Annotated in this window: 11 protein-coding genes and 1 other annotated feature; all 11 genes read left to right on the top strand. The window is 47.6% G+C overall.

From position 1 onward, the window contains the following. Window positions 1-23 precede the first annotated feature (23 nt). Window positions 24-173: a 50S ribosomal protein L33 gene (rpmG, locus tag J2Z34_RS08105; RefSeq protein ID WP_023388441.1), complete on the top strand. Its 150-nt coding sequence runs from the start codon at window positions 24-26 to the stop codon at window positions 171-173. A gap of 23 nt (window positions 174-196) precedes the next feature. Then, the gene (secE, locus tag J2Z34_RS08100; protein WP_209459355.1) at window positions 197-397 is read left to right on the top strand and encodes a preprotein translocase subunit SecE; all 201 of its coding nucleotides are present in this window, start codon (window positions 197-199) and stop codon (window positions 395-397) included. A gap of 55 nt (window positions 398-452) precedes the next feature. Beyond that, window positions 453-977 (top strand): transcription termination/antitermination protein NusG, encoded by a 525-nt coding sequence (gene nusG / locus J2Z34_RS08095; protein ID WP_209459354.1) that lies wholly within the window; start codon window positions 453-455, stop codon window positions 975-977. 78 nt (window positions 978-1,055) lie between these two features. Then, window positions 1,056-1,481, top strand: coding sequence for a 50S ribosomal protein L11 (rplK, locus tag J2Z34_RS08090; protein WP_209459353.1), 426 nt, complete (start codon window positions 1,056-1,058; stop codon window positions 1,479-1,481). A 59-nt stretch (window positions 1,482-1,540) separates the two neighbouring features. Further along, window positions 1,541-2,230: a 50S ribosomal protein L1 gene (rplA, locus tag J2Z34_RS08085; protein ID WP_209459352.1), complete on the top strand. Its 690-nt coding sequence runs from the start codon at window positions 1,541-1,543 to the stop codon at window positions 2,228-2,230. A 46-nt stretch (window positions 2,231-2,276) separates the two neighbouring features. Further along, window positions 2,277-2,398, top strand: a sequence feature (ribosomal protein L10 leader region). Between the two features lie 36 nt (window positions 2,399-2,434). Further along, entirely contained in the window at window positions 2,435-2,938 is a 504-nt protein-coding gene (gene rplJ, locus J2Z34_RS08080) for a 50S ribosomal protein L10 (protein WP_209459351.1), read from the top strand. Window positions 2,939-3,006: 68 nt separating this feature from the next. Next, a complete protein-coding gene (gene rplL, locus J2Z34_RS08075; protein WP_209459379.1) occupies window positions 3,007-3,372 on the top strand; it encodes a 50S ribosomal protein L7/L12 in 366 nt (121 codons plus the stop codon). A gap of 137 nt (window positions 3,373-3,509) precedes the next feature. Further along, entirely contained in the window at window positions 3,510-4,316 is an 807-nt protein-coding gene (locus tag J2Z34_RS08070; protein WP_209459350.1) for a class I SAM-dependent methyltransferase, read from the top strand. Window positions 4,317-4,387: 71 nt separating this feature from the next. Beyond that, on the top strand, window positions 4,388-4,783 hold the full coding sequence (locus J2Z34_RS08065; RefSeq protein ID WP_209459349.1) for a YccF domain-containing protein: 396 nt from the start codon (window positions 4,388-4,390) through the stop codon (window positions 4,781-4,783). A gap of 336 nt (window positions 4,784-5,119) precedes the next feature. Next, window positions 5,120-8,800: a DNA-directed RNA polymerase subunit beta gene (gene rpoB / locus J2Z34_RS08060; protein WP_209459378.1), complete on the top strand. Its 3,681-nt coding sequence runs from the start codon at window positions 5,120-5,122 to the stop codon at window positions 8,798-8,800. A 21-nt stretch (window positions 8,801-8,821) separates the two neighbouring features. After that, the gene (rpoC, locus tag J2Z34_RS08055) at window positions 8,822-12,364 is read left to right on the top strand and encodes a DNA-directed RNA polymerase subunit beta' (protein WP_209459348.1); all 3,543 of its coding nucleotides are present in this window, start codon (window positions 8,822-8,824) and stop codon (window positions 12,362-12,364) included. Window positions 12,365-12,442 lie beyond the last annotated feature (78 nt).

The raw sequence follows: 12,442 nt of genomic DNA, 5'->3' as shown, positions 1-12,442 counted from the left end.
ATGAGGTACGGAGGTGCACAAAGGTGAGAGTTAGGATGACTTTGGCATGCACAGAGTGCAAGCAGAGAAACTATGACACTATGAAGAACAAGAAGAACAATCCCGAAAGACTCGAGATGAGCAAGTACTGCAAGTTCTGCCACAAGCATACGGTTCATAAAGAAACTAAGTAAGCTGGACTAAGGATGTGAATTTCATGGCTTCTAACGACAAAGGATTTTTGAACTTCCTAAAGGAAGTCAAAAGAGAATTCAAGAGGATAACCTGGCCCTCCCAGGAGGAAGTCAAAAAGGCCTTGACTGCAGTAGTGGTCATATGCACCATTTATATGGTCTTGATCGCTGTATCAGATCTCCTTTTTGAGAATCTCCTGACAAATTTCCTTTTGAACATTTAAGTTTGAATCAAGGAAGGAGGAAAGGGGCGGATATCCATCCTGCTCCGCATTTTCTATGGAAGAAAAGGCAAGATGGTATGTTGTTCATACATACTCGGGTTATGAGAACAAGGTGAAGGTCAACCTTGAAAAGGCAATCGAAAACAGAAACCTAGGTCATCTTTTGCAGGGTGTTGAAGTTCCTATGGAAGAAGTCATCGAACGCAAGGATGACAAGGAAAAGGTCGTCCTCAAGAAGAAATTCCCAGGCTATGTCCTGGTGAAGATGGTCATGACCGAAGAATCCTGGTATATAGTAAGAAACACCAGGGGAGTCACCGGCTTCGTCGGCGCAAAGTCAAACAATCCTGTTCCGCTAACGAACGAAGAGGTAAAGTCAATGGGAATAGTGGAAGCTACCCCGAAGATAGACCTTGCAGTGGGCGAGAGCGTCAGGATAACTACTGCGCCATTCAAGGGTTTCCCGGCTACTATCAGGGAAATCAACAAGGACAAGAAGAAGGTCAAGGTCGAAATCGAAATGTTCGGAAGGTCAACTCCGGCAGAGCTCGAATTCAACCAGATCGAGAAAATCTACTAAGCTTTTTTGACCTGCGGGTCTTAATAAGTGGGAGGACCAAAGGTCCGCATTCTACCACAGTATAGGAGGAAAAAACTCATGGCAAAGAAAGTTACGGGAATGATCAAGTTACAGCTCCCAGCAGGAAAGGCTACTCCAGCACCACCGGTTGGACCAGCACTTGGACAGCACGGTGTCAACATCATGGGATTCTGTAAGGAATTCAACGCTAGGACAGCTGACAAGGTAGGATATATCATACCTGTCGTTATCACTGTCTACCAGGACAGATCATTCAGCTTCATACTCAAGACACCACCTGCAGCAGTCCTCATAAAGAAGGCTGTTGGAATCGAAAGTGGTTCAGGAGTTCCAAACAAGACCAAGGTGGCAAAGCTCACCAAGGAACAAGTGAGGCAGATCGCAGAAACTAAGATGCCTGACCTTAACGCTGCAACCATAGAGACTGCGATGAGCATGATCGAAGGCACAGCAAGGAGCATGGGCGTTACTATCGTTGAATAATCTTACCGGAACAGGTGGGAGGTAAAAACCGTTAAAACCACGAAGGAGGCAAAATTAAGATGGGAAAGAATTATGTAGAAAGCGCCAAGCTCATAGACAGGCAGGCACTTTACACACCTGGTGAGGCACTTGACCTCGCTATAAAGACAGCAAAGGCTAAATTTGACGAGACAATAGAGCTTCACGTAAAGCTTGGAGTAGATCCAAGACACGCTGACCAGCAGGTCAGAGGCGCAGTTGTCCTTCCAAACGGAACAGGAAAGACCGTAAGGGTTCTTGTTTTCGCAAAGGGAGCAAAGGCACAGGAAGCTATAGATGCAGGAGCAGACTATGTTGGAGCTGAGGAGTACCTCGACAAGATTCAGAAGGAGAACTGGTTCGACTTCGAAGTTGTTGTAGCAACTCCGGATATGATGGGAGTCGTGGGTAGGCTCGGAAGAGTTCTTGGACCAAAGGGTCTCATGCCGAACCCGAAGTCTGGAACAGTAACATTTGATGTAGCTAAGGCATTATCTGATATCAAGGCCGGTAAGGTGGAGTACAGAGTCGACAAGACTGCTATAATCCACGTTCCAATCGGAAAGAAGTCCTTCGGGAACGAGAAGCTCGGACAGAACTTCAAGGCCCTGATGGAAGCCGTTGTAAAGGCAAAGCCCGCTGCAGCGAAGGGACAGTACATAAAGTCAGTTTCAGTTTCCTCAACAATGGGACCTGGAGTAAAGATAAATCCTGTAAAGGTTCTTGACTAAAAACTGTTGACAAAGTCACGGCGAAGATGGTAATATACTACCGTTAAAGAAATGAATAGCCATTCCGTAGACAGTAGGTAGGGAAATTCCCATAAATCCGACCGAGGACTTTGAAGATTGATTTCAAAAGGTCTTTCCGTCTGCGGAAAGACCTTTCTTATTTACGAGATTGCAGTTTCAATGCTGTAAGGAGGTGGACACACAGTGAACAAGAACAAGCAGGTCAAGGAAGTCAAAGTCAATGAGATTGCCGAGAAGCTTGGAAAGGCGAAATCAGTTGTCCTTGTAACATATCAGGGAATAACTGTCGAGCAGGATACAGCTCTCAGAAAGAAGCTGAGAGATTCAGGTATAGACTACAAGGTCTATAAGAACACTCTTGTTGCAAGGGCGGCTAAGTCCCTTAACATCGAAGGACTTGATCCGTATCTTGAAGGACCGGTTTCAATAGCTTTCGGCTATGAGAACGAGACTTTGGCAGCAAAGCTCCTCAGCGACTTCGCTAAGGAAAGCAAGAAGCTTGAGCTCAAGGCGGCATATGTAGACGGATCCGTACTTGATGCGGACGGCGTAAAGATGCTCGCTACAATCCCATCCAAGGAAATCCTCATCGGAAAGTTCCTCGGAAGCATCAAATCCCCATTGTCGAACCTTGTATACATGCTCAATGCAGTTGCTGAGAGCAAGGGCGCGGTTTCGGCTGAGTAACCAGATGGTCGGGCTAACGGCCTGACAAACAAATTTTTCGAATAAACACGGAGGTGTCAATAATGGCAATATCAAGGGAAGAAATAATTGCAGCAATCAAGGAAATGACAGTTCTCGAGCTTAACGAGCTCGTAAAGGCATGTGAAGAGGAGTTCGGAGTATCCGCAGCAGCACCAGTTGCAGCAGCAGGAGCAGTTGCTGAGGCAGCTGTAGTTGAGGAGAAGACTGAGTTCGACGTAATCCTTACAGCAGCAGGATCTGAGAAGATCAAGGTTATCAAGGTTGTAAGAGAGCTTACAGGACTTGGACTCAAGGAAGCTAAGGAACTCGTTGATGGAGCACCAAAGCCAGTTAAGGAAGGCGCTACAAAGGACGAGGCTGAGGCTATGAAGGCTAAGCTTACAGAAGTTGGAGCTTCAGTAGAAGTTAAGTAATTTCGGAGCATGGAGCAGGATGAACATCCTGCTCCTGTTTTTTTTTTGTGCATTTTCTGTAAATTTAAGAGAGAATGGGGAATTTGCCTCCTTGTGGCGGTATAATCGAATTACGAAATCCTAGAGGAAGGTGCACCATGGACTACAGGGGTAAAAACAAGGAAGCCTGGGAAGAGGCATATGACAACAGAAGGCAGGATTATGACAGGGACCTTATCGCAAGGCTTAGTGAGGAAGAGTTTCCATATCTTGATCCGGAGCTTCTTTTCGAAATGAAGAAGTACGATTTTAAGGGAAAGACCGCTGCACAGTTCTGTTCGAACAATGGAAGGGAGCTTCTGAACCTTTCGAAGCTCGGCCTTGAGAGGGGTACAGGCTTTGACATTGCATCCAACATGGTGAAGGCTGCCAATTCCTTTGCAGATGAGCTTGGTTTGCCATGCTTCTTTATCGAGACTGACATACTTGAGATCGGGGATGAGCATAATGATTCCTTTGACTATGGACTTGTTACGATAGGAGCCCTGACCTGGTTCAGGGATCTCCATCCCTTCTTCAGGAAGATATCGTCCTGTCTAAAGGAGAACGGCGTGCTCTTCATACATGAGATGCATCCGTTCTGCGGCTTGCTTGCTGTAAAGGGAGAAGAAAACTTTGATGAAGAGGAACCGAACAGGATCAAGAACTCATATTTCAAGGATGAGCCATGGGTTGACAACTCCGGAATGAACTACATGACGGGCAGGGAATACTCTTCCAAAACATTTACGTCCTTCCAGCATACTTTAGGCAGCATAATAAACGCCATGTCAGACAGCGGGCTTTATGCAGTAAGGCTGAAGGAGTATGAAAGGGACATCGCCGGAGGCATGTTCTCATCTCTTGAGGATAAAGGACTTCCGCTCTCATACGTGCTTGTCGCTGAAAAGTCTCCGGTAAAATAAGGGGCATTTGGCTTCAAGTTAATCAGATTTCAATGTTCATCCCATATATTGTTGTCGAGGGGGTGGATTGCATGAGTATTCTTGGCAATTTGATATGGATCATTTTCGGCGGCTTCATACCTGCCATAGGCTGGTTTGTTGTAGGAGTCCTGTGGTGCCTTACCATAATCGGTATACCTATAGGCCTTCAGTGTTTCAAGATGGCAGACCTTCAGCTGTTTCCGTTCGGAAGGGATGTATCCTTCGACGGAGTGGGACTGGGAAGCCTAATCCTGAATATAATCTGGATATTCTTCGGAGGCTTCGAGCTGTTCATACTGAATGCGCTCATAGGGGTGGCATTCTGCATTACGATAATCGGAATACCATTCGGATTACAGAGCTTCAAGATGGCTAAGCTGTCTCTGATGCCCTTTGGTGCAAGGATTGTCAAGAGCAGGAGCAAAGATTGGGATAGACGGCGATGACATTCACACAAGGTTCATAATTGGTTAAATAGAGACCTTTAGAGGGTCTCTATTCCTTTGCGTATCGTTCTCAAAGGAATACAAATTGTCAGACAATATTTTTAACTAAATTCTGGTCTAATTCGTTGACTAGTTGTTAATATTGTGATAATATACTTAATTGTACTCTTGTAATAGAGAGAAAAGAAGGTTAAAATATTAAATGGGGATTTTTGCGAAAGTCGCTGATTTTTTGCAATGTCCCATACGTTTCTAATCGGTTGAATCCAAGAGACAAAGTCCCTAGGGAACTTGCGTCTTTTTGGGCATTTTTAGTTTTTTGAGGGGTGAATGCTAATGGTACATCCTGTTCCAATTCCTACAGGAAAAAGAACAAGAATGAGTTTCGGAAGAGTCAAGGACGTCTTCGAAATGCCTAACCTCATCGAGGTCCAGCTTGATTCGTACAACTGGTTTCTTGAGGAAGGGCTTGACGAGGTCTTTGATGACATCAACCCGATCACCAATTATGGTGGCAGCCTGGTTTTGAAGTTCGTGGGCTTCCATCTGGACAGAGAGAACATCAAATACTCCATCGAGGAGTGCAAGGAAAGAGATTCCACCTATTCTGCATCCTTGAAGGTGAAGGTAAGGCTCGAGAACATCGAGACCGGAGAAATCAAGGAACAGGAAGTCTTTATGGGCGAGTTCCCGCTGATGACCGAACAGGGAACCTTCATTATTAATGGAGCTGAGAGAGTTATCGTTTCGCAGCTTGTAAGGTCTCCTGGGGTATACTACAACGAGTCCCTGGACAAGAACGGGAAAAAACTCTATGCATCCACCGTCATACCTAACAGAGGAGCCTGGCTGGAATTCGAGACCGATTCGAACGATGTCATAAGTGTAAGGATAGACAAGACAAGGAAGCTTCCCATTACGGTGCTTGCAAGGGCAATGGGAATGTCAAGCGACATGGACATCCTTTCCTACTTCGGTGAAGAGGAAAGGCTCAAGGCTACGCTTGAAAAGGACAACACGACAAACAAGGAGGAAGGACTTCTTGAAATATACAAGAGGCTGAGACCGGGCGAGCCACCAACAGTGGACAGCGCAGTTTCTCTTATTGATTCGCTTTTCTTCGATGCGAAGAGATATGACCTTTCAAAGGTCGGCAGATACAAGTTCAACAAGAAGCTGAACATAGCTGCAAGGATCGCAAACCACATTTCAGCAAACGACATCGTGGATCCTAATACTGGTGAGATAATAGTCGGCAAGGGTGAAAAGATCACGAGAGAAAAGGCAAGGGCAGTTCATGCATGTGCCATCAACTCGGTTGATATCATTGCTGATGACAAGACTATCAGAGTAATAGGAAACAACTTCGTCAACATGAAGGACTTCATATCCTTCGACCCGAAGATTGTCGGAATAAAGGAACTGGTGCATTTCCCGGTTCTCCGTTCAATTCTCAACATGAACCTGGAGGAGGATGACCTCAAGGAAGAGATCAGGAAGAATTTCCATGGTCTTGTTCCAAAGCATATCCTCAAGGACGACATATACGCAGCAATAAGCTACGAGCTTGGACTTCCATACAGGATAGGCGTCATTGATGACATCGACCATCTTGGAAACAGAAGGCTGAGGTCTGTAGGCGAGCTTCTCCAGAACCAGTTCAGGATCGGACTGTCAAGGATGGAGAGGGTAGTAAAGGAAAGGATGACGATACAGGACCAGGAGAACATAACTCCGCAGGCCCTTATCAACATCAGACCTGTAACTGCTGCAATAAAGGAATTCTTCGGATCATCGCAGCTTTCCCAGTTCATGGACCAGACCAACCCGCTTTCAGAGCTCACTCACAAGAGAAGGCTTTCAGCGCTTGGACCTGGCGGACTTTCAAGGGAAAGGGCAGGCTTCGAGGTCAGAGACGTACATCACTCCCATTATGGCAGGATGTGCCCGATAGAGACTCCTGAAGGACCGAACATAGGACTCATTAACTCCCTGGCCACATTCGCCAAGGTCAATGAGTACGGATTCATCGAGACTCCTTACAGGGTAGTGGACAAGTCCACTGGAACTGTAACCACTGAAGTGAAGTACTTCACTGCAGACGAGGAGGATGAGTACTTCATAGCCCAGGCCAACGAGCCTCTTGACGCTACCGGAAGGTTTGTCGGAGAAAGGGTCGCTGTAAGGGATATGGAGGATATGGCTGTCATAACAAGACAGAGCGTAGACCTCATGGATATATCGCCAAGGCAGCTGGTATCAGTTGCTACAGCGATGATACCGTTCCTCGAGAACGACGACGCATCCAGAGCCCTGATGGGATCGAACATGCAGCGTCAGGCCGTTCCGCTTCTTAAGGCTACAGCGCCTATAGTGGGAACCGGTATAGAGTACAAGGCTGCATCCGACTCAGGAGTGCTTCCGAAGGCTGTGCATGAAGGCACCGTCGTATACGTAAGTGCAAATGAGATAAGGATAAAGAGGGCTGATGGAGGTCTCATCGACACCTACAGGCTCCTCAAGTTCAAGAGAAGCAACCAGGGTACCTGCATAAACCAGAAGCCGCTTGTGGAAAAGGGCGAGTATGTCAAGAAGGGAGCCCTTCTTGCAGACGGACCGTCTACAGACCTTGGAGAGATAGCACTCGGAAAGAACATCCGAATTGGCTTCATAACCTGGGAAGGCTACAACTACGAGGACGCCATGCTCATATCTGAAGAGCTTGTAAGGGATGACGTCTTCACCTCGATACATATCGAGGAATACGAGGCTGAGGCAAGGGACACCAAGCTGGGGCCTGAAGAGATAACAAGGGACATTCCTAATGTCGGGGATGACTCGCTGAGAGACCTCGACGACAGAGGAATTATAAGGATAGGTGCCGAGGTAAGGTCTGGTGACATACTTGTCGGTAAGGTCACTCCAAAGGGAGAGACCGAGCTTACAGCTGAAGAAAGGCTCCTTAGGGCAATATTCGGTGAAAAGGCAAGAGAAGTCAGAGACACATCACTGAGAGTTCCACATGGCGAATCAGGTATCATAGTAGACATCAAGGTGTTTACAAGAGACAACGCTGATGAGCTGCCGCCTGGAGTCAACATGCTCGTAAGGTGCTATATTGCACAGAAGAGAAAGATCTCAGTCGGTGACAAGATGGCCGGAAGACATGGAAACAAGGGTGTCATCTCAAGGGTTCTCCCTGAAGAAGACATGCCGTTCCTGCCTGACGGAAGACCGCTGCAGATATGCCTGAATCCTCTTGGAGTTCCTTCCCGAATGAATATCGGACAGGTACTTGAGGTTCATCTTGGCTGGGCAGCCTCCAAGATGGGCTGGCATGTTGCGACACCGGTATTTGACGGAGCGACAGAGAAGGACATCGAGGACATGCTTGAGCAGGCCGGATATGACAGAAACGGCAAGACTCTGCTTTACGACGGAAGGACAGGAGAAGCTTTTGACAATCCTGTCACCGTAGGATACATGTACATACTTAAGCTTGCGCATCTGGTCGATGACAAGATACACGCAAGGTCTACAGGACCGTACTCCCTTGTAACGCAGCAGCCGCTGGGCGGAAAGGCACAGTTCGGAGGACAGAGGTTCGGAGAAATGGAAGTCTGGGCACTCGAGGCTTATGGATCTGCCCACACTCTGCAGGAAATACTTACAGTCAAATCCGATGACGTCGTCGGAAGAGTCAAGACATATGAGTCCATCGTCAAGGGTGAGAACATCCCTGAACCGGGCATACCAGAGTCATTCAAGGTCCTTATCAAGGAACTGCAGGCACTCTGCCTGGATGTCAAGGTCCTTAATGACGAGAAGGAAGAGATAGAGATTAAGGAATCGGTAGAAGAGGAAGTCTTCACCGAGATAACCGGAATCACAATCGAATCCCCGGAGGACATAATCATCGATACAAGCGAGGAATTCGATAAGGATGCGCTTATTATTGATGATGAGGAATTCGAAATTGATGATGACACGAGCGCTTTTGCCGACGATATAGAGTAATTGGAGGGAGGACAACCCTTTATGGAATTAAACAACTTTGATGCGCTGCAGATTGGCCTGGCATCTCCTGAGGAGATCAGGGGCTGGTCAAGGGGCGAGGTTAAGAAGCCGGAGACCATAAACTACAGGACCCTCAAGCCGGAAAGGGACGGACTGTTCTGCGAAAGAATATTCGGGCCTATGAAGGATTGGGAGTGCCACTGCGGTAAATACAAGAGAGTAAGATACAAGGGCATAATATGCGACAGATGCGGAGTCGAGGTCACTAAGGCCAAGGTAAGAAGAGAGAGGATGGGGCACATAGAGCTTGCAGCTCCTGTCTCACACATCTGGTACTTCAAGGGCATACCTTCGAGGATGGGACTCATCCTCGACATGAGCCCGAGGTCACTCGAGAAGATACTTTACTTTGCCTCATACGTAGTACTTGACCCGAAGAACACCACCTTCATGAAGAAGCAGGTGCTCACGGAGAAGGAATACAGGGACATGGTGGAGCAGGAGGGAGAATACTCCTTCACAGCCAAGATGGGAGCTGAAGCTATAAAGGCTCTCCTTGCTGAAATCGACCTTGAGAAATCCTCAAAGGAACTCAAGGAAGATCTCAAGAATGCAACCGGTCAGAAAAGGGTCAGGATAATAAGAAGGCTTGAGGTAATCGAGTCCTTCAGAAAATCCGGAAACAGGCCTGAATGGATGATCATTGATGTCATTCCGGTAATACCGCCTGACATAAGGCCAATGGTGCAGCTCGACGGCGGAAGGTTCGCAACCTCCGACCTCAACGACCTGTACAGAAGGGTCATAAACAGGAACAACAGGCTGAAGAAGCTCCTTGACCTCGGTGCACCTGACATCATTGTAAGGAACGAGAAGAGGATGCTGCAGGAAGCAGTGGATGCGCTGATTGACAACGGCAGAAGAGGAAGACCGGTAACAGGTCCTGGAAACAGGCCGTTAAAGTCCCTTTCCGACATGCTGAAGGGAAAGCAGGGAAGATTCAGGCAGAACCTCCTTGGAAAGCGTGTCGACTATTCAGGAAGATCGGTTATCGTCGTCGGTCCTGAGCTGAAGATGTACCAGTGCGGTCTCCCCAAGGAGATGGCGCTTGAGCTGTTCAAGCCTTTCGTAATGAAGAAGCTGGTTGCAAACGGAACCGCACACAACATAAAGAGCGCGAAGAGAATGGTAGAGAGGGTCCAGCCACAGGTCTGGGATATCCTTGAAGAGGTCATAACTGACCATCCGGTTCTCCTTAACCGAGCACCTACACTGCATAGACTTGGAATTCAGGCATTCCAGCCGGTACTGGTTGAAGGAAGGGCGCTTAAGCTCCATCCTCTCGTCTGTACAGCGTACAATGCTGACTTCGATGGAGACCAGATGGCCGTCCACGTTCCACTGTCAATGGAGGCACAGGCTGAAGCAAGGTTCCTGATGCTTGCATCCGGTAACATATTGAAGCCTTCTGACGGAAAGCCGGTTTCGGTTCCATCTCAGGATATGGTCCTAGGATCCTACTACCTGACAATGGAGAGACCATCCAATGATGGCTTCGACAAGCTTTACACATCGAAAGAAGAAGCCCTGATGGCATACCAGGTAAAGGCTGTAACACTCCAGGAGCCTGTCAAGGTACGACTTTCAAAGGTCGTTGACGGTGTGGAGAGGACAGAGATAATCAAGACTACGGTAGGAAAGCTCATATTCAATGAGTCAATACCGCAGGACCTGGGATTTGTGGACAGGACTGATGAAGCGAACCTGTTCATGCTGGAAATTGACTTCCTGGTAGACAAGAAGAAGCTTGGAAAGATAGTTGACAAATGCTACATCAAGCATGGTCCTACACTGACTTCAATAATGCTTGATGACATAAAGGCCCTTGGATACCATTATTCAACTGTCGGAGCCATCACGGTCGCGGTTGCGGACATGATAGTTCCTGAGAAGAAGTATGTTCTTCTTAAGGAAGCTGATGAAACGGTAGACAAGATAGAGAAGATGTTCAAGAGAGGACTCATCTCGGAAGAGGAAAGATACAACAGGGTTATCGAGAAGTGGACAAAGACAACTGATGAGGTTGCTGATGCCCTTATGGAATCCCTTGACAGATACAACCCGATATTCATGATGGCTGACTCAGGTGCGAGAGGATCGAAATCGCAGATCAAGCAGCTGGCGGGAATGAGAGGACTTATGGCCAACCCGTCAGGAAAGATCGTCGAAAGACCGATCAGGGCATCCTTCAGAGAAGGACTTGACGTCCTCGAGTACTTCATATCCACTCATGGAGCAAGAAAGGGTAATGCGGATACCGCCCTTAAGACAGCTGACTCAGGATACCTTACCAGGAGACTTGTAGACGTATCACAGGAAGTAATAGTCAGGGAAGAGGACTGCGGAACCACTGAAGGCCTGGTGATGGAGGCGATAACCGAAGCCGGTGATATCATCGAGACACTTAGGGAAAGACTTACAGGAAGATTCACCATGCAGGACATCGTCCATCCTGAAACGGGAGAAATCCTGGTGCATGAGGGCGAGTACATCGAGCCGCTCATGGCGGAGAAGATCGATGGCCTTGGAATCAAGAAGGTCAAGATCAGGTCGGTATACACCTGCCAGACTAAGGTCGGCGTATGTGCCAAGTGCTACGGCATGAACATGGCAACTGCAAGCCAGATCAACATCGGCGAGGCTGTGGGCATCATCGCTGCGCAGAGTATAGGAGAGCCGGGAACACAGCTTACTATGAGAACATTCCATACAGGCGGAGTTGCCGGAGCCGACATAACCCAGGGTCTTCCCAGAGTCGAAGAGCTCTTTGAGGCAAGAAAGCCAAAGGGACTTGCGGTTGTCACCGATATCGGCGGCAGCGTAAGACTTGAGGAAACCAAGAAAAAGAGGACTGTACATGTGCTTGCTGAAACTGGCGAGGAATTCAGCTACGACATACCATTCGGATCCAGAATAAAGGTTTCGGACGGAATGGTGGTTGGAGCCGGTGATGCGCTTACTGAAGGATCCATCAATCCGCATGACATAATGAGGATTAAGGGAGTAGAAGGCGTCAGGGAATATCTTCTTTCAGAAGTACAGAAGGTATACAGGCTGCAGGGTGTTGACATCAATGACAAGCATCTCGAGGTTGTCGTAAGACAGATGACGAGAAAGGTCAAGATTACTGAAGCCAATGACACCGAGCTTCTGCCGGGAGTTCTCATTGACATATTCGACTTCATAATTGAAAACAACAGGGTAAAGGAGCTTGGGCTCAAGGAAGCGGAAGGCGAACAGGTGCTGCTGGGTATAACTAAGGCATCTCTTGCAACAGATTCATTCCTCTCTGCGGCATCTTTCCAGGAAACCACAAGGGTTCTGACTGATGCGGCAATAAAGGGAAAGATAGATCCGCTGCTCGGACTCAAGGAGAACGTCATAATAGGAAAGCTGATACCAGCCGGTACCGGAATGACCAGGTACAATGCCATAAAGCTTAGTACCGACAATGACCTTGCTGTTGACAAGCATGAGGAAGAAGAAGAGATCATAGAGGATTAGTGTCAATTTGTTGACACATACCCCTGATTTTGGTAAAATAAAATTTGTGTGATTTAAAGGAACGGTGTTTTGGATCAT

The sequence above is a fragment of the Youngiibacter multivorans genome, assembly GCF_017873395.1.
GTDB lineage: Bacteria > Bacillota > Clostridia > Clostridiales > Clostridiaceae > Youngiibacter > Youngiibacter multivorans.
Note: the sequence above shows the minus strand (reverse complement) of the source record. Positions and strands in the feature narration are given on the sequence as shown.

Excerpts from the sequence above, each read along its gene's own strand:
- secE (WP_209459355.1), top strand. The coding sequence starts at position 197 with ATGGCTTCTAACGACAAAGGATTTTTGAACTTCCTAAAGGAAGTCAAA.
- nusG (WP_209459354.1), top strand. The coding sequence starts at position 453 with ATGGAAGAAAAGGCAAGATGGTATGTTGTTCATACATACTCGGGTTAT.
- rplK (WP_209459353.1), top strand. The coding sequence starts at position 1,056 with ATGGCAAAGAAAGTTACGGGAATGATCAAGTTACAGCTCCCAGCAGGA.
- rplA (WP_209459352.1), top strand. The coding sequence starts at position 1,541 with ATGGGAAAGAATTATGTAGAAAGCGCCAAGCTCATAGACAGGCAGGCA.
- J2Z34_RS08070 (WP_209459350.1), top strand. The coding sequence starts at position 3,510 with ATGGACTACAGGGGTAAAAACAAGGAAGCCTGGGAAGAGGCATATGAC.
- J2Z34_RS08065 (WP_209459349.1), top strand. The coding sequence starts at position 4,388 with ATGAGTATTCTTGGCAATTTGATATGGATCATTTTCGGCGGCTTCATA.
- rpoB (WP_209459378.1), top strand. The coding sequence starts at position 5,120 with ATGGTACATCCTGTTCCAATTCCTACAGGAAAAAGAACAAGAATGAGT.
- rpoC (WP_209459348.1), top strand. The coding sequence starts at position 8,822 with ATGGAATTAAACAACTTTGATGCGCTGCAGATTGGCCTGGCATCTCCT.